We start from the raw sequence: 19,332 nt of genomic DNA on the forward strand, positions 1-19,332 counted from the left end.
CGCACGGGCCCTCGGGCGGCCGTCGGCGAGAATCGGCCAGGCTACGTGCGGGCAACCGGAAGGGGACGATTCGCCCTCGAAGGGGTGGACACCGGGAGAGTTCGCTGCGGAACTCGGCGGATGCGGCTAGCGTCGTTACATGACTGGACCGATGCCTTTGACTCTCGCCTCGATCCGCCAGGCCCCGAAGGCCGTGCTGCACGATCACCTCGACGGTGGATTGCGCCCCGCGACCGTGCTGGAACTCGCGGGACAGTGCGGTTACGACCAGTTGCCCGCCCAGGACGCCGCCGCGCTGGGCAACTGGTTCCGCGATGCGGCAGACAGCGGATCACTCGAGCGATATCTGGAAACCTTCGCGCATACCACCGCCGTCATGCAGACCGCCGAGGGCCTGCGCCGCGTGGCCCGCGAATGCGCCCTGGACCTGGCCGAGGACGGCGTGGTGTACGCCGAGGTGCGTTTCGCGCCCGAACAACATCTACAGCGCGGCCTCACCCTGGACGAGGTCGTCGAACACACCCTGGCGGGCTTCCACGAGGGCGAACGACTGGCCGCCGACGCGGGCACGCCCATCCGGGTGGTATGCCTGCTCACCGCGATGCGGCATGCGGCGCGATCGCTCGAGATCGCGGAGCTGACCGTGCGGTGGCGCGATCGCGGCGTGGGCGGATTCGATATCGCCGGGGCCGAGGCGGGCTATCCGCCCAGCCGGCACCTGGACGCCTTCGAATACATGCGGGCCAACTGCGCGCACTTCACCATCCACGCCGGTGAGGCATTCGGCCTGCCGTCCATCCACGAGGCCGTCGCGTTCTGCGGCTGCGAGCGCCTGGGCCACGGTGTGCGCATCACCGACGACATCACCGACTCCGAATCCGAGCCGAAACTCGGGCTGGTCGCCAATTACGTTCGGGACCAGCGGATTCCGCTGGAGCTGTGCCCGTCCTCGAATGTGCAGACCGGCGCGGTGCCCTCCCTGGAGAAGCATCCGTTCGACCTGCTGGCTCGGCTGCGCTTCCGCGTCACGGTCAACACCGACAACCGGCTGATGAGCGATACCAGCATGAGCCGCGAAATGCTCAAACTCGTCGACACGTTCGGTTACGGCTGGAGCGATCTCGAACGCTTCACCATCAACGCCATGAAGTCCGCCTTCATCCCCTTCCCCGAACGCCTCCGCATCATCGACGAACTCATCAAGCCCGGTTACGCGGTACTGCTGGGCTAGCCGACCCCACCCCGCGCCTGCCCGGCGCGGGGTTTCAGTCCTTGTGCAGGCGGCTCTCGAAGGCGCGTTCCAGGGCGCGCCACGCTTCGGCCTCGGCGGCGAAGGGCGGGCTGGGCGCCATCCGGCTCGGGTCGGGCTCGAGCAGGTACGAGACGTACGAGCCGAGTGAGGTGGACTTGGCCAGCGCCTGTTCCACGTCGTCGTCATCGGCGTAATCGGCCGCGTCGGTGAACAATTCGACCGCGAGGTCGAGCTGATCGAGATCCACCGCCTTGGGGCCCTCGGCCAGATCGTCGGCCAGGCCGGGCAGGACGTAGACGTTCTCGTCGGAGACCTCCACCTCCAGCGACCCGTCGATCGCGGCGGTGTGCACCTCGCCGTACGTGCTCACCGCGGCCAGATCGTGATCGTGGTCGTCGGCCAGATAGCGGGCCAGGGCGCGCTCGGAGCCGAAGACCGTGATCTGGCCGTTGCTGCCGAGGAACACCGGTTCGTCGTCGAGGTAGCAACGCAGCGTGAAGAACTGGCCCTCGGAGGTGACGATCCGGACCGGGTCGATGCCGACGCTGTGCCAGAAGGTCTCCTCCTCGTCCTCGGCCTCCTCGTCCTCCGCGTCGAGGTCGACCTGCTCGATCTCGTCGTCCTCGTCGTTCTCGGCCGCGTCCTCGGCGTCGACGATATTCTGTTCCGCCGCAAGCAGTTCCGCCTCGGCGACGGATACCGCGTCCGCGTCGACCTCGGGCGATTTCACCACCGCATCGATGGCGTCCACGACCTCGTCCCAGTCCTTGACGATGGCCGCGCCGATCTTCCCCCACAGCTCCTCGCCCTCGCGGCCGAAGAAGGCGCTCATCCCCGAGGACAGCACGCCGATCTCCGGATGCGAGTCGAAGAACTTGGTCGCCACCTCGAGCTCGCACACCTCCGCGATCGTGCGGGCCATGTCGAGCGTCGCGTCGAGCTCGGCGATGGCCTCCGGATCGGGATCACCCGCCGCCAGCTCCGGCACCGCGACCAGATCGAAGATGTGCTCTTCCTCGGGCTCCAGCTCCGCGGCCGACAATCCGGCGATGACCTTCCACGACGGATGGTCGACCAGATCGTTGTCGTCGTTGGTCCGGATGAACGCGACCAGCTCCGCGACCGAGTCGAAACCGTACAGAGCGTCCTCGTGTCCGAGGAATGCCTCCCACTCGTCCTCACCGTCGCGCCAGCGCGGTGCCCATAGGGTGACGAGATCGCCGTCGGTCAGGCCGAGCTCGATCGGGACGATGTCTCCAGAAGCCATGACCGTGAGCCTATCGACCCTGCGCCTGTGGCACTATTCGGCCCGCCCCACAACATTTCCCGCCTGCGGTGTGGCGAAGCTCGAATTGAGCGTCGCGACGACCGCCGACCGCTGTTCGCCCGCATCCTGGGCCGCCTGTGTACAGGCCTGGATGATGGCCTGCCCCACGTCGGCGGGGGGACGAGAGGTGATCGACTCGGCCAGCCGCAGGCCGACCAGGGCGCCGTCGCTGTTCACCTCGACGCTGATCAGACCGTCGTCGGTGGTGTGCTTGCCGCGCACCTGCCCGAGGCCGTGCAGCGCCGCCTCGAGCGCCTCCAGCTTCTCGGTCGCCGCGGCGACGAGAGCATCCATCTCCGCACTCATACGCTCAAACCTGCCTCATCCAGCTCGTGGGTCCGGTGTCCTCGTCGTCCATGCGGTCCAGCTCGTCCACGGCGGTCTGGCGGGTGGGCAGGCCGAGCTTGTCGAGGATCTCGACCGGCATGCCCGATTCGGCCAGCAGCTCCCGCCTGCGGGCCTTGGCCACGATCGCCGAACGCTTCGTCAGGCGCAGGATCTCCGCGGCCAGAGCCTGTGCGCCGTAACGGTATTCGCTGCGCTCGAACTTGATCTCCACCGGCATGCCCTGATCGGTCGCCCGCACGGAGATGGTGCCGGAACGATTGGTGCTCGAGGCGACCGTGACGTTCGGGATCTCCTTCTGCGGTTGCTGCGGCGCGCTCATGACGTGGGCCTGTAGAAGCCGTGGAACGCCATTCCCATGTTCTCCGTTCGAATCGCGTCGATCTGCACCGGATCTCCGGCCTCGACCATCTTCCCGTTACCCACCACCATGGCGACGTGACCATCCCAGATTGCCAGGTCGCCCGGCTCCACATCGCCGGGACCGACCTGTGTCGCGCCTTGACTCTGATCGGCTGCCAGGCGCGGCAGGTCGACACCCGCCTGGCCGTACGCGTATTTCGTCAGGCCACTGCAATCCAGGCCCTGACCAGGGGTGTTACCGCCCCACACATAGGGGGTGCCGCAGCAGCCGATAGCCGCCTTGACCGCCGTCGCGGCCTTCTGATTGGGCGCTTCGACCTGGGTGCCGTCGGGCAGCGTGATCATCACGCCGCCGTTCTTGGTGGTCTTGTCGGTACTGCTGTTCGCCGCTGTGGAGGTTTTCGAGGCCTTGGCCGAGGCGGGGGTGGTCATCGAGCCGACCGCCGAACCTCCGCTGGACAATACGCCGCCCAGCAGCGAGGACGCCGTCTCCGCGCCGCTGCTGGCCTGGGAGATCAGCGAAGCCGTATTGACCGGTGTGCCGACCGTGGACGGGGTGGACGGGGCCGGGGTCAGCTGGGTCATCGAGGCGGTGTGCGTGTCGAGGTCCGAACGCACCTGCCCGACCACGCCCACCGCCTGGCCGAAGTGGTCGATCGCCGAGGTGACCACGGTCGTCAGGCCGACGGGCGTGGTGGCGGCCGGGCCCAGCACGTTCACCTGGTGCACGAAGTCCTGCAGGATTCCGGCGAGTTTCTGCTGGCCGGTCTGCACCGTGGACGCGGCCTGACTGACCACGTCGGCCATGTTCGTGCCGCGATCGGAGATGTTCGCGGCGGAGGTCTGCACCTGCATCGCCTTGTCCATCGCGGCGTCGCCGGCGCGGCCGTTCCAGGCGTTGGTCATCTGGTTGATGCTCGCGCTACCGGCCTTGTGGATGCCGTCCAACGTCGTGGAGGTCTGGCGCAGCGCATCGGCGGGGCCGCCGGTGGGCAGCACGCCGGTGCCGAAACTGGCGACCAGATCGACCAGCGGCTTGGCCAGCGCGTCGAGGTCGATCCCGGCGATCATGCCTGGAGCTCTTCCTGTACGGCGTGCATCGCGGTGACGCGCTCGGCATCGTTCTCCGCGTAGCTGACCGAGGCGCCGGCCGCGGCGGTGCCCATGGTGCCGAGCACCGCGGACAGCTGGCCGATCGAGGCGACGTGCCCGGCGTGGGCCGCGGAGTACGCGGTGAGGAAATCACCCCCGACGAGCCCGAAGATCGGGCCGAGCAGGGCCGGGTCCGCCGCTGCCGCCGCCGTTGCGGCCGAAGCCATTTCACCGGCCAGTCCGCCGGCTGTCGCACCGTAGGCGGCAAGGCCCTCGGTGTCGACCGAGATCTTTGGCATCACAATCCCCCATCGTGCTGGTCTGGTGGCAGATTACGTCATCCGAGTAGTTTGACGCAGGCTCCACGAGAACGGTTCCACTCCGGGAGGGAGAAATTCCCGGACGGAGTGCGGGCCAGGACCCGACAGAAACCTTATCGTTCCCTCATGCGAACGCATATCGTGGATCATCCGCTCGTTTCCACCCTGCTGACCATCATGCGCGATGTGCGCACACCCAACCCGGCTTTCCGTGGCGCACTGCGGGATCTGACGGGAATCCTCATCTACGAGGCGTTGCGCGAGGCGCCGCTGACGACGTTCGAGGTCACCACTCCGGTCGCGGTCACCGAGGGTGTGCGGCTGGCGCGTCCGCCGCTGCTGGTGCCGGTGCTGCGGGCCGGGCTCGGCATGGTGGACGCCGCCAGCGAGCTGATTCCGGAATCGCGGGTCGGCTTCGTCGGCATCGCCCGCGACGAACGCACCCATCAGCCGGTGCCGTACATGGAGTCGCTGCCCGAGACATTGGCCGGTGTACCGGTATTCGTCCTGGATCCGATGCTGGCGACCGGCGGTTCGATGCGGCACACCCTGGAACTGCTGGCCGCCCGCGACGCCACCGACATCACCGCGGTCTGCGTCGTCGCCGCGCCCGAGGGCGTCGCGGCGCTCGAAGAGTCCGGACTGCCCGTCCGGCTGGTCACCGCGACGGTCGATACCGGGCTCAATGCCGATGCCTACATCGTGCCCGGACTCGGTGACGCGGGCGATCGCCAATTCGGGCCGCGCTGACCCGGATCTGGTCTCGAGCCGGGGGGCGGCGTCGGCGATCCGAATGCGGCCGCGACCGGGTGCCGCGGAAGGGTGCTGGGCCATGGAATTCCGGCGCCGGACGGCGGTGTGCCGAGAGCGATGGCGTGGTCGAGGCGAGGGGCGTGAATTCGGGGCGACGAGCTCAGAGGTTCTCGAAATACTTGCGCAGATCGGACAGGCGTTGCGCGGCAACCCGTTTCGCGCCGGGCAGCGCCGCCCGGGACGAAACCGGTTCGACCACTTCGAGATAGCACTTGAGCTTGGGCTCGGTGCCCGATGGGCGGACCACGATGCGCAGCGCGTCCGCGGTGAAGATCAGCGCGTCGGTGCGCATCGGCCCGCGCACCCGCGCCATATCGGTGCAGGTGACCGGGGTACCGGCGATGGCGTCCGGCGGGTTCTCCCGCAGACGTGCGAGAACCTGTGCGGCAGCGGCCTGATCGGTCAGACGCAGGGAGACCTGATCCCCGGCGTGCAGGCCGAATTCGAGGGCGTAGTCGTCGAGCAGATCGAGCGGCCCGCGATCGTGGGCGCGCAGCCGGGCGACGAGTTCGGCGACCGCGACCGCGGCGGAGATCCCGTCCTTGTCCCGCACCGCCGCCGGATCCACGCAGTGCCCGATCGCCTCCTCGTACGCGTAGACCAGGCGGGGCATGATCGGGGGGCCTGCGTGGTTACGCTCCGCTGCCGCTTCCGGCCCTGACCCGATCATGCCGCTACCCGCACGCGCCAGCCACTTGAATCCGGTCAACGTCTCCGCGTAGCGCGCACCACGGGCCGGGGCGAGCTTGCTCAGCAGCCGCGAGGACACGATGGTGGTCGCCACCAGAGCGTCCGCGGGGGCGTGGCGCAGCACGAAATCGCCCAGCAGCACACCGGTCTCGTCACCGCGCAGCATCCGGTATCCATCCGGTCCGGGCAGCCCGACGGCACATCGGTCGGCATCGGGATCCAGGGCGATCGCCAGATCGGCATCGATCCGATCGGCCAGGGCGAGAAGCAGATCCGAGGCTCCCGGCTCCTCCGGATTCGGGAAACCGACCGTCGGAAAATCCGGATCCGGCGCGAACTGCTCGACCACCGCCTGCACATCGGTGAACCCGGCCGCATGCAGCGCCGCCACGGCCAGCTCGCCGCCCACCCCGTGCATCGGCGTCAGCGCGATGCGGAGTGCGTTGCGCGGCAAGGGATTCGAGACGCCATCTGCTGGCGTCGTAGTGATTCGCGCCGCGCCGTCGGTAGTCGATGTGTCGTCCAGCGAATCGTGCCCGAACACCGTGCCCGATGCGGCGGCGGACGCCCCGGCGCTGCTCGATCGTGCATCGGGTTCGCCGGGCGGTGCGTCTGATCCGCCGACCAGGTCACCGGACGTGCTGGGCAGCGGACCGGGGTCACCGAGCCGGACAGGCAGGGTGGCGACGCGGTCGAGGTAGCGGCGGACGATCTCCTCGCCCAGATCGGCGACCGGAGTGCCGGGCGGCAGGGCCAGCAGTTGCGGGTCGGGGGAGGTCGGCAGGGGATCGGCGCGGGGGACCGGGTCGCGCACGGCCTCGATGTGACGCTCGATCTCGGCGTCGGCGGGCGGGATCAGCTGGGAGCCGCCGCTGAGGTAGACCTTGTAGCCGTTGTCGGTGGCCGGATTGTGTGATGCGGTGATCTGCACTCCGGCCACGGCCCCGAGTTCGCGCACGGCGAAGGCCACGACCGGGGTGGGCAGCGGGCGCGGCAGCGGCAGCACCGAGAATCCGGCCGCGGCGAGGACTTCCGCGGTGGCCGTGGCGAATTCGGCCGATCCGTGCCGGGCGTCGCGGCCGACGATCACCACGCCGCCGCCCAGGCAGCGCTCGCGCAGCCACTCGGCCAGGCCGGCGGTGGCGCGCAGCACCGTGTTCACGTTCATCCCGTCCGGACCGTCCCGCAGCGGTCCCCGCAGACCGGCCGTACCGAATCGCAGCATCAGCACATCCTTTCCGGCACATCGAATTCCGGTGCGGCCCGGCCGCATCCGCGTGGTAGAGGCCCGCCGCCTCAGAGGCGTTCGAGCACTCCGCGCAGCAGTTTGCCCAGTCGCGGGGCGGCGGCGCGTCCCTCGGCCAGCACCTCGGCGTGCGAGAGGGGTTCGCCGGTCACCCCGGCGGCCAGATTCGTGACCAGCGAGATGCCCAGCACCCGCACGCCCAGCGCGCGAGCGGCGATGGCCTCCAGCACCGTGGACATACCCACCAGATCCGCGCCCAGCACGCCGAACATGTGGATCTCCGCGGGCGTCTCGTACTGCGGCCCGGTCAGTCCCGCGTAGACGCCCTCGGTCAGGCTCGGGTCGACTTCCTTTGCCAGGCGGCGCAATTCGGGATCCCACGCGTCGACCAGATCGACGAACGACGCTCCGGTGAGCGGGGTGCGCCCGGTCAGATTGAGGTGATCGGAGATCAGCACCGGCTCGCCCACCCGCAGTCCGGGCCGGATTCCCCCGGCCGCATTGGTGAGTACGACGGTGTCCGCTCCGGCCGCGATCGCCGTGCGCACCCCGTGCACCACCTGCGCGGGTTCGTGCCCCTCGTAGAGATGTTGACGGCCCATCATCAGCAGGACCGGCGAATCGTTCACCGCCACCGAATGCACGGTGCCCTGGTGGCCCAGGGCGGTGGGCGCATCGAATCCGGGCAGCTCGGTCATGGGCACCGATGCCGTCGGGACGCCGATCTCGGCGGCGGCATCCTGCCAGCCGGAGCCGAGTACGACGGCGATACGGTGGTGCGGAACTCCGGTGCGCTCGGCGATCGCCGCTGCGGCCTGTTCGGCAAGCATGGGTTCACGATAGTGCGAAACGTCACGGCATGCGGTTTCCGGGTGACCTGCCGTCACCCGGAGTGCCTGGTAGCGTCGCGCACGCCGGACTCGCGGTGCGCGGGTGGACGTCGTGTCGAAAATGTGGTGGGAACAGAGTTGTGACTGCGCGTGAGCTCGTCGTGCTGGGGACGGCCAGCCAGGTGCCGACCCGCCAGCGTAACCACAACGGGTATCTGCTGCGCTGGGACGGCGAGGGGCTGCTGTTCGATCCCGGTGAGGGCACTCAGCGGCAGATGTCGTTCGCGGGCGTTTCGGCCGCTTCGATCACCCGGATCTGCCTGACCCACTTCCACGGTGACCACTGCCTCGGCCTGCCGGGTGTGCTCGCGCGCCTGAACCTCGATCAGGTGACGCATCCGGTCGACATCTGCTTCCCGGCGGTGGGCCGCGAATTCTATTGCAGGCTGCGCGATGTGGTGCCGTACTACGCCGGGCTGCGCGAACAGCCGGTCGCGGCGGCCGGTCCGATTCCCTTGCCGCACACGGCATTCGACTTCGAGGCGGTGCGGCTGAACCATCGCGTCGAGACCTTCGGCTACCGCCTGATCGAGCCGGACGGACGGCGCATCCTGCCCGAGCGGCTGGCCGAATTCGGTATCTCCGGACCGGATATCGGTCGTCTGCAGCGCGAGGGTTCGCTGCGGCTGTCCGAGGATCGGGTGGTCACCCTGGACGAGGTCTCCACGGTGCGCCGGGGGCAGCGCTTCGCCTTCGTGATGGACACCCGGATGTGTTCGGGCGTAGAGGAATTGGCGCGGGACGCCGATATGCTCGTCATCGAGGCCACCTTCCTGGACACCGACGCGGGCCTGGCGCACGAGTACGGCCACCTCACCGCCGCGCAGGCCGCGCGAGTGGCGCAGGCGGCGGGCGTGCGCACCCTGGTGCTCACCCATTTCTCCCAGCGTTACGCCGACCTCGAGGACCATCGGCTCGAGGCGAGCAAATACTTCGACGGCGAGCTGGTGGTGGCCGAGGATCTGATGCGCGTGCCGGTACCGACTCGCCGGTAACTTGTGCGTACGGCGTCGTTATGCTGCTGCGTATGCCGTATTTGGAACGTGACGGGGACGTGTTCGTGCTCTACCTCGGCAACGAGGGACAGGCCGACACCGAGAACCGCTTCCACCCCGACTGGATCGACACCTTCCACGGGCTGCTGGACGAGGTCGAACGGGCCGGGGTCACGCCCGAGCAGCCCAATCCGCCGGCCGCGCTGGTCACCGTCTCGACCGGCAAGTTCTATTCCAACGGACTGGACACCGACTGGCTGTTCGGCAACTTCGACCGCAGCGGCTGGTATCTGGACCGGGTGCACAGCATGTTCAGCCGCCTGCTGACCTTCCCGATGGCCACTGTCGCAGCCGTGAACGGGCACGCCTTCGGCGCGGGCGCGATGCTGGCCACCTCGCACGACTTCCGGGTGATGCGCGCCGATCGCGGATACTGGTGCCTGCCGGAGGTCCACCTCGGCATGCCGTTCACGGTGGCGATGAACGCACTCGTCACCGAGCGGCTGACCAATCAGGTCGCGGTCGAGGCGATGACCACCGGACGTCGCTACGGCGCGGACGACGCGATCGCCGCCGGGATCGTCGACGCCAAGGCCGACGCGGACGCGCTGCTGGCCGCCGCGGTCGAACGGGCCGCCGCGCTCGCCGGCAACCGCAAGCCGAATCTGCCGGTCATCAAGCGGGCCCTGCACGGCCGCGCACTCGCGGGGCTCGCGGTGCCGACCACCCAGGAGAACCTGGCCTTCCAGGCCTGATCACCGGTTACGCCCGCGGGTCGCCGTCACCGGATCCGCGGGCATCCCGGCCAACACTCCGCAACCCTGGTCTCGGGTGCGAGACTGATGCCATGGCATATCGCGGCGCCGACCGACAGCCCGAGCCTGCGGATCCGTCGCCCGACCCCATCCTCGGACCGGCCGATCCGACGCTCACCGCTGCCGCCGACGCCGGAATCGCCCGCGCCGCCGCGGAGCTGATCGCGCTGTCCCATGCCATCCACGCCGAACCCGAGCTGGCGTTCGAGGAGGTCCGCAGCGCCGCCAGAACCCTCGAGCCGCTGCGCGAACGCGGATTCGCCGTCGAGACCGGGGTTGCCGGGCTGGATACCGCGTTCACCGCGACCTACGGCCACGGCCCGCTCGTCGTGGGAATCTGTGCCGAGTACGACGCGTTGCCAGGAATGGGCCACGCCTGCGGGCACAACATCATCGCCGCCTCGGCGGTGGGAGCCGGCCTCGGGCTGGCCGAGGTGGCCGACGCGTGTGCGATCACGGTGAAGGTGTTCGGCACACCGGCCGAGGAGAGCGGCGGTGGCAAGGTACTCATGCTCGAACGCGGTGTGTTCGACGGCGTGGCGATGATGATGATGGTCCATCCGGGGCCGCACGACATCGTCGATGCGCGCTCGCTGGCCCTGGCCGATCTGTCCATCACGTTCCACGGCCGGGCCGCACACGCCAGCGCGGCCCCCGAACAGGGCCGCAACGCCGGTGACGCGGTCACCGTCGCGCAGGTTGCGTTGGGGTTGCTGCGTCAACATCTCGCGCCCGGACAGCAACTGCACGGTATAGTCGAGTCCGGCGGCGTGGCCCCCAATATCGTGCCCGAGCACGCGGAACTGCTGTATTACCTACGGGCAGCCGACTCCGCATCCCTCGAAGATCTGATGCGACGCGCATCGGCTTGCTTCGAGGCGGGAGCGCTGGCGACCGGAACCACCCACGACATCCGGACGCTCTCGCCCACGTATACCGAGCTCACGCCCGATGCGGCAGTACTGTGTGCCTACCGCGAGCAGATCGCCGGTATCGGCCGGGTACCGCTGGCTCCGGAACTGGCGGCGGCACGTCCGCTGGGCAGTACCGATATGGGCAACGTGACCAATGCCATCCCGGGCATCCATCCGGTCATCGGCATCGATGCCGCGGGATCGGTGACGCATCAGCCGGAATTCGCGGCGGCATGCGTGACCGATTCCGCGGATCTGGCGGTGATCGATGGGGCCACGGCGTTGGCGCGTACCGCGATACAGGTCGCGGGCGATCAATTCCATAGAGAACGGTTGTTGGAACACAGCGTTCAGCGACAGGAGGATTTTCGGTGAGCACAGATGGCCGAACCGCAGCGGCGGCGGGCCCGGATGAGGCGGACCCGTCGGAACCCGGTGGTCCGGGTGCGGGGCGCGCGATCGTCGACGCGTGGCTCCGTGGGAACGCGGACGATCTGATCGGGTGGCGGCGGCATCTGCACACCAACCCGGAGTTGTCCCGCACCGAATTCGCGACCACCGAATTCGTCGAGTCCTGGCTGATCAAGGCCGGACTCGAGCCGCGCAAACTGCCTACCGGAACCGGCCTGCTGTGTGATATCGGTCCCGACGGCCCGCGGATCGCCCTGCGCGCGGATATGGACGCGCTGCCGCTGCAGGAGTACACCGGACTGCCCTTCGCCTCGACCGTGCCGGGCGTCTCGCACGCCTGCGGTCACGACGCGCACACCGCGATCCTGCTGGGCGCGGCCTCGGCGCTGGCCCAGGTGCCGGATCTGCCGGTCGGTGTGCGGCTGGTTTTCCAGCACGCCGAGGAGGTCATGCCGGGCGGGGCCATCGATATGGTCGCTGCGGGTGCGATGGAGGACGTTTCGCGGACGTTCGCGCTGCACTGCGATCCCCGGCTCGAGGCCGGGCGCGTCGGCGTGCGGGTGGGTGCCATCACCTCCGCCGCGGACACCGTGGAACTGGTGCTGGACTCGCCCGGCGGGCACACCTCGCGTCCGCATCTGACGAGCGATCTGGTGTACGCGATCGGCACCGTCATCACGGGTCTGCCCGGACTGCTGAGCCGCCGCATCGATCCGCGCACCAGCACCGTGATGGTGTGGGGCGCGGTCTCGGCGGGCAAGGCTCCCAACGCGATTCCGCAGACGGGCATGCTCACCGGAACCGTCCGCACCGGCGATCACACGACCTGGTCGCTGCTCGAGCCGATGGTGCGCGAGATCGTCGACGGGCTGCTCGCGCCCACGGGCGTGCGGTATCAGCTGAACTACAAGCGCGGCGTCCCGCCGGTGGTCAACGACGAACAGGCCACCCGGATGTTCGAGGACGCCATCCGCGCCGTCGGTCCCGACGCCCTGGCCGACACACCGCAGTCCGGCGGCGGCGAGGACTTCTCCTGGTACCTCGAGCAGGTCCCCGGCGCGATGGCCCGCCTCGGCGTGTGGTCCGGCCACGGCGAACAGCTCGACCTGCACCAGCCCACTTTCGACCTGGACGAACGGGCCCTCGCCGTCGGCGTGCGCGTGCTCACCAACCTGGTCCTGAACGCGAGCTAGCACAACATCTCTCACGTGGCCGCATCCATATCGGATGCGGCCACAGTGTTCTCGACCTGGTTACCTGGTGAATCAGTGTTCTCGACCTAGTTCACCTGGTGAATCAGTGTTCTCGACCTACATCACCTGGTAAATCGAAAGGTGCGCACTTTCCCGGCCCCGCACGGAGCGAGCCTTCGAGCGACCGTTCGCGGCCGGCTCGCCGATGAGCACTCGAAGCGCATGGGCGAAGCCCGAGTCTCGAGTGGTCATCGGCGAGCCTTGGGGGCCGCGAACACGCCGGAGCGAAGCGGAGGCAATCGAACACAGCGCATGGGCGAAGCCCGAGTCTCGAGTGCTCAGCGGCGAGCCTTGGGGGCCGCGAACACGCCGGAGCGAAGCGGAGGCCAAGGATACAGCTACCCAGCCCCGGGGCCGACGTTTCGGGAGTTGCGGGTGCGTAGCGCGTGTACGTATTCGGCTGGGGCTCCGGCCTTTTCGGCGGCATCGGCGATGACGCCGATGTAGCGGGCCGAGGGCAGGCCGCCCTCGTAGGCGTCCAGGACGTACAGCCAGGCCAGCACGGGTTGTGAGCCGGTGCCCGAACTCGGGGTGACGCGCAGCCGGATCTTCTTGTGTATGCCGAAATCCGAGCCCTCCCAGCGGTCCAGGCTGACCTCGTCCTCGTCGGGGACGTCGTACAGCACGACGAACACGCGCGACCCGGGCTCCTCGACCACCGTCGCCAGCGGTCCCTCCCAGCCGATGTCGTCCCCGGCGAAGGTCAGGCGCCAGCCCTCCAACCAGCCGGTTCCGTACACGGGGGAGTGCGGACAGCGCTTGAGCATCTGCTCGGGATCCATATTGGATCCGTATGCGGCGTATATCGGCACCAGGCAAGAGTATCGAATGACTCGGAGTACGGCGAAGGTGCACGCGCCTCGCATCCGGCCGGGTCCCCGCGGCGGCCCGCAAACATGCGGCGGGCGCGCCCGCGTGAACGCGCACAGATACGCTTTCGGAGTATCGGAGATCCCGGTCGAACAGCACGAAGGCGGAGGTATCCATGACCCGCATTGCAATCATCGGTGGCGGCCCGGCAGGTTACGAGGCCGCGCTGGTGGCATCCGCACACGGCGCGGAGGTCACGGTGATCGATTGCGACGGCGTCGGTGGCGCGTGCGTGCTGTGGGATTGTGTGCCCTCCAAGACGTTCATCGCCTCCACCGGCGTGCGCACCGATCTGCGCCGCGCGCGGGATCTGGGCATCACCCTGCATCCGGCGCAGGCCCAGGTGCGGCTGTCCGAGGTGAACTCCCGGGTCAAAGCCCTGGCGCAGGCGCAGTCCTCCGATATCCGCACCAAGCTCCAGGCCGCCGGGGTGACCATCCTCAACGGGGGCGGCGAGCTGATCGATCAGATTCCGGGCCTGGCCACACATCTGGTGCGGGCCAGGCTGAACGACGGCGGGGAGCGGGTGCTCGAGGCCGAGGTGGTGCTGATCGCGACCGGCGCCAGCCCGCGCGTGTTGCCCGGCGCCGAACCGGACGGTGAGCGGATCCTGAACTGGCGGCAGCTGTACGACCTGCAGGAACTGCCCAAGACCCTGGTGGTCGTCGGATCCGGTGTCACCGGTGCGGAATTCGTCAACGCCTACACCGAGATGGGCGTCCAGGTGAAGCTGGTGTCCAGCCGCGACCGGATGATGCCCGGCGAGGACGCCGACGCCGCGCTCGTACTCGAGGACGCGCTGGCCGAACGCGGTGTGGAACTGGTCAAGCAGGCGCGCGCGGATGCGGTGGAGCGCACCGCCGACGGGATCGTGGTCAAACTCTCCGACGGCCGCACGGTCACCGGCACGCACGCCCTGATGACGGTCGGTTCCACCCCGAACACCGCCAACCTCGGCCTGGAGCGGATCGGCATCGAACTGGACAGGGGCGGCTATCTGCGGGTGGACCGGGTCTCGCGCACGTCGGTCCCGGGCGTGTACGCCGCGGGCGACTGCACCGGACTGCTCCCGCTGGCCTCGGTGGCGGCCATGCAGGGCCGGATCGCGATGTACCACGCCCTCGGCGAGGGTGTGCAGCCGATCCGGCTCAAGACGGTGGCCTCGGCGGTGTTCACCCGTCCCGAGATCGCCACGGTGGGCGTGAGCCAGAACGCGATCGACGCCGGTGAGGTCCCGGCGCGCACGGTGATGCTGCCGCTGAACACCAATCCGCGGGCCAAGATGTCCGGGCTGCGACGCGGTTTCGTGAAGATCTTCTGTCGTCCGGCGACCGGTGTGGTGATCGGCGGCGTGGTGGTCGCCCCGATCGCCTCGGAGCTGATCCTGCCGATCGCGATGGCGGTGCAGAACAATCTCACCGTGAACGATCTGGCGCAGACCTTCTCGGTGTACCCGTCGCTGTCGGGGTCGATCACCGAGGCGGCCCGCCAGTTGATGCGTCACGACGACCTCGGTTAGCCTGCGCGCGCACCGTTTTCGGCCCGGTCCGTCGCGGCTGATCAGCCCCCTCGACGAGGCGCCCCACGGGAACGAGTGCGTTTGCGCCACTGGGAATTCGGTACATGTTGCCGGAAACCTGTTCGTGTGATTCACTTCCCGCAGAGATGTGAGTGGTGGGTCGGTTGGCAGGTTTCGTGTGCGGGGGGATGGTGCCTTTCCCGACCGGAATTCGCGAGCGGCCTCCGGGGTCGCGCCAGCGGTCCGGCATCTGATGAGGGATAACAGCAGTGCGGTGGGCCTTGCGCGACGTGACGGCGGCCGTGCTCGGGAAAGGGACTGCGAGCAGTGAAACATCATCGTAGTAAGCCGAATCGGGTGCAACGCGCGGTGGCGACGTCGTTGCCGTTGGCTACCGCAGCCGCGGTGGCCACCCTGCTGGCGGCACCGGCTGGCGCGGACCCGGTGAGTCCGACCCCGGTTCCCACCACGCCCGCTCAGCCGGGCGGCACGCAGGCGGGTAACCCCAGCCCCTCGACGCAGAGCCAGTCGCCGGCGCAACCGGGCGTCACCAAGCCGGGCCAGCAGTCGAACGACAGCAACACTCCGCAGCCCGGAGTGACCCAGCCGCAGCCGGGCGTGACCTCGCCACAGCCGGGTGTCACCCAGCCCAATTCCGATGGGACGCAACCGGATCAGAGTCTGGTCGCTCCGGTCCAGCCGGGCGTGACCACGCCGCGCGTGGCGCCGCTGCCGGTGCCGGGGCAGAACGCTCAGGAGCAGAACGGCCCGGCGCAACCGGCCGTCGTGCCCGGACCGGGCGATACCCAGCCGAAGCCGAGCCAGCAGCCGCAGCCCGGTCAGGACACCAACACCATGGACGGGCTGGCCGGCAACGGCAACGCCCACCAGGGCACCGTGCAGGCGCCGCCGCGCTGGAGCTCGCCGAGTCTGCATTCCGCCCCGGCCGCTCCGGTCGTACAGATGAACGGCCCGCACACCGAGGTCGGCGCGAATATCGACGGCGGCGGCATCGCGCCCGGGTACGTGGCCAATACGCACCACTTCAACAACGCCAACGGCTACGTCGGCACGGTCGGCTACCGGACGCCTACCGGGACCGGCGACGCGGGCGTCTCGATCGAGTACGTCGAGGCCAACAAGATCAAGGTCACCACCTACACCCACACCACGGGTATCGATGACCTCAAGGCCCGCACCGGTTTCAACGACGTCAAGAACGAGACCTACATCGACTCCACCCAGGCCAATGCGGCCAAGGCGGCGGTCGAGGGCTGGATCCGGATGCAGCCGGGCGGGGTCGCCGCGCTCGATGCCGCCGCGCACGTTGGTAGGCTTCCGGAGGGGAATTACGCCCCGCAGACGGTGAATGTCGCCGGTGTCACCACGCAGTGGAGTGGTTCGGTCCAGAACTGATAATCGGTACTGGCCGGCCGGAGGACGCCGGTGCAAGCTGATTCGACGTGGGGCGGTCGTTGGTAGACCGCCCCACGCGGGTGTCATGGGGAAGGAACGGGTGATGGCCTCCATGGACGATGCGGAACACGACGAATCGGGGGAGTCGGCTCCGCCGTCGCGCGATCGTGGCGAGTCGGGTTTCGGACCGCCCGTGTCCGGATTCGGCCCGCCGGTAGGTGATTTCGGTCCCCCGGTGGATGCGTTCGGTCCGCCGACCGGCGGTGGATCGGTCGGCTGGCAACCTGCCGACGGCCCGGATCGTCCCTCGGTCGGCTGGCAGCCCGCCGATACTCCCGAGCGGCCCAGCCTTGGCTGGCAGCCGGTCGATCAGCCCGCGCCGCCCACGGTGCCCGCGCCGCCGCAGCAGTATCGCGCGCCGGATTCGACCGGCTCGCGTGAGATCGTGCAGCCGCAGCAGTATCGTGCGCCGGACTCGACCGGCTCCCGCGAGATCGTGCAGCCGCCGCAGCAGTACCGTTCGCCCGATTCGACCGGCTCCCAGGAGACGGTGCGGTATTCGGATCAGTCCGCCGGTCAGCAGGGTGGGCCGGATACGGGTTCGCGGTGGCGGACCGTGCCGCCGCGGTCGCCGGGCCAGCCCGAGCAGTCTGCCGACAAGCCGCAGTCCCAATACGGCAAGTCCGGGCAGCCGCGCTCGCTGTGGGACGACGACGATCTGGCCAAGAAACTCGCGGCTCCACGCGAGCCCAGCGTCGCGGCCCGCGGCTCTTCCACCGGCAAGGGGTCGTCGCTGTGGGACGACGACGATCTGGTTCTCAAGGTGGGCGGCGCCCCGGGGCGGCAGACCTCCGCGCCTTCCTCCGACGGGCCGCGCCGCAACCGCGGTGTGCTGATCGGCGGAATCGCCGCGGCGGTCGTCGTGGTGCTCGCGATCGTCGGCGTGATCGTGTTCGCCATGCGTGGTAGCAGCGACAAGAGCGCTGGCGGGGCGACGAGTTCCGCGCAAGCCGACAAGGGCCTGGATTGCCAGACCTTCAGCAACGGCGCGCTCACCACCGGTAACGGTCCGGGTGACACCCTCAGTGGGCCGGGTGCGATTCTCGGCTTCGAATACGGGATCTACACCGAGCGCAGCGCCGCGAAGGCGCAGCAGTTCGTGGTTCCGCACCGACTAGATGTCAGCCAGCAGGTCATCGACGCCTATCCGAAGGGGATCACGTACTGCCTGCGAATCAACACCCTGGCTCCGGACACCTTCAAGGTCGACATCACCGAACTCCATCCGAACGGCGACAAGCCGCAATACGGTGACGTGTTCAGTGTGCAGAACGTCAACGGGAAGTTCCTGATCTCGCAGCTCATCCAGAAGTCGCAGTAGGCGGACGACGCCGATATGGATTCTCAGAATGTGAGATAATAATTTCAGATTCTGGGTGAAATATGCGAGAGTGAGGCTATCGTGCCTGCTCTCGGAGGTTTCCCATGTCGCTGACTACGCCCACATTGTCTCGCCGTCTCGACGGTCTGCAGAGTTCGGCGATTCGCGACCTGCTGAAGCTGACCGAGCGGCCGGAGGTGATCGGCCTGGCCGGTGGTCTGCCGGACGAGCAGCTCATGCCGCGCGACCGGATCGCGCTGGCGGCCGAGTCCGCGCTGACGGACCGGTCGCGCTTGCAGTACACGCAGTCGGCGGGCTGGGGGCCGCTGCGTGAGGTGCTCGCCACGCGGGAATCGGCGCGGTTGGGCCGGTCGGTGCCGATCGAGGAGGTGTTCGTCACCCACGGCTCGCAGCAGGCGTTGTCGCTGCTGGGAGAGGTGCTGCTGGATCCCGGCGCACTGGTCGTGGTGGAGGATCCGGCCTATGTCGGTGCGCTGCAGGTGTTCCGGGCCGCGGGAGCGCGGATCGTGGCGGTTCCGCTGGACGAGGAGGGCATGCGGGTCGACGTTCTGGGTGAACTGCTCGAGCGTGGTGAACGTCCGGCGGTCGTGCATACGGTCAGTAACTTCCACAATCCGCGCGGGGTGACGATGAGCACGCGGCGTCGCGGGGAACTGGCCGGACTCGCCGACCGGTACGGCTTCTGGGTGATCGAGGACGATCCCTACGGTGAACTGTGGTTCGACCGGCCCTCGCCTGAACCCGTTGCGACCTACTCGCCCAACGTGATTCGCCTGTCCAGCGCGTCGAAGATCCTCGCCCCCGCGCTGCGCGCGGGCTGGATGGTCGCGCCCGCCGCGGTCTGTCGTGGCGTGGAACTGCTCAAACAGGGTGCGGACCTGTGCGGTTCGGCGCTGACCCAGCAGATCACCGCCGAACTGCTCGCCGACTCGGATTGGCTTGCCGCGCACGTGAATACGGTTCGAAGCAGTTACGGCGAGCGCGCCAAGGCATTGGTCGGCGCGCTGCGGGAGCGGTTCGGGGATCGGGTCGTCAGCACCGACGCGGCCGGTGGCATGTTCGTGTGGGCCGCCTTCACCGACGGCACCGATACCGCCGAATTGCTCTCGCGCGCAGTCGATCACGGTGTCGCCTACGTCCCCGGATCCGCGTTCGCGGTCGATTCGGACTACCGCGGCGCGATGCGCCTGTGCTTCACGACCTTCGATGCTCCGGTGTTGCGTGAGGCGGTCGATCGGCTGGCCCGCGCCCTCGGCGATTAGGACCTGGCAAGCGAATTATGCACTGCCGCAAGCAATTCGTGTCCGGACGGACAGTATTTTCCTGGCCGATGAATACGCCTGCCTGGTAGTCTTCCCATGACCACTTGGGGAGGAGTAGTTCATGATTGTGAACGGCG

General features: G+C 68.6%; 18 protein-coding genes. 10 read left to right on the plus strand and 8 right to left on the minus strand.

Annotation, left to right across the window (positions count from 1 at the left end):
- Positions 1–139: 139 nt before the first annotated feature.
- Positions 140–1,231 carry an adenosine deaminase gene (locus tag NM2_RS26430; RefSeq protein WP_067673966.1) on the plus strand — a complete coding sequence of 364 codons (1,092 nt, stop codon included), beginning with the start codon at positions 140–142 and terminating at the stop codon, positions 1,229–1,231.
- A gap of 34 nt (positions 1,232–1,265) precedes the next feature.
- On the opposite strand, the gene NM2_RS26435 is transcribed toward NM2_RS26430, so the two are convergent.
- The 5 genes from NM2_RS26435 to NM2_RS26455 are packed head-to-tail and all read right to left on the minus strand — an operon-like array spanning position 1,266 to position 4,678.
- The gene (locus NM2_RS26435) at positions 1,266–2,519 is read right to left on the minus strand and encodes a SatS C-terminal domain-containing protein (protein ID WP_067673968.1); all 1,254 of its coding nucleotides are present in this window, start codon (positions 2,517–2,519) and stop codon (positions 1,266–1,268) included.
- A gap of 33 nt (positions 2,520–2,552) precedes the next feature.
- The gene (locus NM2_RS26440; protein WP_067673971.1) at positions 2,553–2,885 is read right to left on the minus strand and encodes a YbaB/EbfC family nucleoid-associated protein; all 333 of its coding nucleotides are present in this window, start codon (positions 2,883–2,885) and stop codon (positions 2,553–2,555) included.
- 4 nt (positions 2,886–2,889) lie between these two features.
- Positions 2,890–3,246, minus strand: coding sequence for a hypothetical protein (locus NM2_RS26445; protein WP_067673973.1), 357 nt, complete (start codon positions 3,244–3,246; stop codon positions 2,890–2,892).
- The gene (locus NM2_RS26450; protein ID WP_067673975.1) at positions 3,243–4,358 is read right to left on the minus strand and encodes an NlpC/P60 family protein; all 1,116 of its coding nucleotides are present in this window, start codon (positions 4,356–4,358) and stop codon (positions 3,243–3,245) included. Before NM2_RS26450 ends, NM2_RS26445 begins: the two co-directional genes overlap by 4 nt.
- Positions 4,355–4,678: a type VII secretion target gene (locus NM2_RS26455; RefSeq protein ID WP_067673977.1), complete on the minus strand. Its 324-nt coding sequence runs from the start codon at positions 4,676–4,678 to the stop codon at positions 4,355–4,357. The genes NM2_RS26450 and NM2_RS26455 overlap by 4 nt, the downstream gene beginning before the upstream one ends.
- A gap of 147 nt (positions 4,679–4,825) precedes the next feature.
- Here NM2_RS26455 and upp point away from each other — a divergent pair, with 147 nt between their 5' ends.
- Positions 4,826–5,449, plus strand: a complete 624-nt coding sequence (gene upp / locus NM2_RS26460) for a uracil phosphoribosyltransferase (protein ID WP_067673979.1) — start codon at positions 4,826–4,828, stop codon at positions 5,447–5,449.
- Between the two features lie 163 nt (positions 5,450–5,612).
- Here upp and NM2_RS26465 read toward each other — a convergent pair whose 3' ends face one another.
- Positions 5,613–7,427: a phospho-sugar mutase gene (locus NM2_RS26465; RefSeq protein WP_084531578.1), complete on the minus strand. Its 1,815-nt coding sequence runs from the start codon at positions 7,425–7,427 to the stop codon at positions 5,613–5,615.
- A 71-nt stretch (positions 7,428–7,498) separates the two neighbouring features.
- Positions 7,499–8,278 (minus strand): purine-nucleoside phosphorylase, encoded by a 780-nt coding sequence (locus tag NM2_RS26470; protein WP_067673983.1) that lies wholly within the window; start codon positions 8,276–8,278, stop codon positions 7,499–7,501.
- Positions 8,279–8,418: 140 nt separating this feature from the next.
- Here NM2_RS26470 and NM2_RS26475 point away from each other — a divergent pair, with 140 nt between their 5' ends.
- The 4 genes from NM2_RS26475 (at position 8,419) to NM2_RS26490 (ending at position 12,666) form a co-directional block, all read left to right on the plus strand.
- Positions 8,419–9,333 carry a ribonuclease Z gene (locus NM2_RS26475; protein ID WP_067673985.1) on the plus strand — a complete coding sequence of 305 codons (915 nt, stop codon included), beginning with the start codon at positions 8,419–8,421 and terminating at the stop codon, positions 9,331–9,333.
- Positions 9,334–9,365: 32 nt separating this feature from the next.
- The gene (locus NM2_RS26480; RefSeq protein ID WP_067674043.1) at positions 9,366–10,088 is read left to right on the plus strand and encodes an enoyl-CoA hydratase-related protein; all 723 of its coding nucleotides are present in this window, start codon (positions 9,366–9,368) and stop codon (positions 10,086–10,088) included.
- A gap of 92 nt (positions 10,089–10,180) precedes the next feature.
- On the plus strand, positions 10,181–11,437 hold the full coding sequence (locus NM2_RS26485) for a M20 family metallopeptidase (protein ID WP_084531569.1): 1,257 nt from the start codon (positions 10,181–10,183) through the stop codon (positions 11,435–11,437).
- 83 nt (positions 11,438–11,520) lie between these two features.
- A complete protein-coding gene (locus NM2_RS26490; protein WP_067674047.1) occupies positions 11,521–12,666 on the plus strand; it encodes a M20 family metallopeptidase in 1,146 nt (381 codons plus the stop codon).
- A gap of 398 nt (positions 12,667–13,064) precedes the next feature.
- Here NM2_RS26490 and NM2_RS26495 read toward each other — a convergent pair whose 3' ends face one another.
- Positions 13,065–13,538 carry a gamma-glutamylcyclotransferase family protein gene (locus NM2_RS26495; RefSeq protein WP_067673987.1) on the minus strand — a complete coding sequence of 158 codons (474 nt, stop codon included), beginning with the start codon at positions 13,536–13,538 and terminating at the stop codon, positions 13,065–13,067.
- A gap of 173 nt (positions 13,539–13,711) precedes the next feature.
- Here NM2_RS26495 and NM2_RS26500 point away from each other — a divergent pair, with 173 nt between their 5' ends.
- The 4 genes from NM2_RS26500 (at position 13,712) to NM2_RS26515 (ending at position 19,195) form a co-directional block, all read left to right on the plus strand.
- Entirely contained in the window at positions 13,712–15,115 is a 1,404-nt protein-coding gene (locus tag NM2_RS26500) for an NAD(P)H-quinone dehydrogenase (protein WP_067673989.1), read from the plus strand.
- 327 nt (positions 15,116–15,442) lie between these two features.
- Entirely contained in the window at positions 15,443–16,531 is a 1,089-nt protein-coding gene (locus NM2_RS26505) for a hypothetical protein (RefSeq protein ID WP_245718230.1), read from the plus strand.
- A gap of 103 nt (positions 16,532–16,634) precedes the next feature.
- On the plus strand, positions 16,635–17,912 hold the full coding sequence (locus NM2_RS26510; protein ID WP_157121317.1) for a DUF8176 domain-containing protein: 1,278 nt from the start codon (positions 16,635–16,637) through the stop codon (positions 17,910–17,912).
- 104 nt (positions 17,913–18,016) lie between these two features.
- On the plus strand, positions 18,017–19,195 hold the full coding sequence (locus NM2_RS26515) for an aminotransferase-like domain-containing protein (RefSeq protein ID WP_067673993.1): 1,179 nt from the start codon (positions 18,017–18,019) through the stop codon (positions 19,193–19,195).
- Positions 19,196–19,332 lie beyond the last annotated feature (137 nt).

It is taken from the genome of Nocardia miyunensis NBRC 108239, from assembly GCF_001613065.1.
Classification (GTDB): Bacteria; Actinomycetota; Actinomycetes; order Mycobacteriales; family Mycobacteriaceae; genus Nocardia; species Nocardia miyunensis.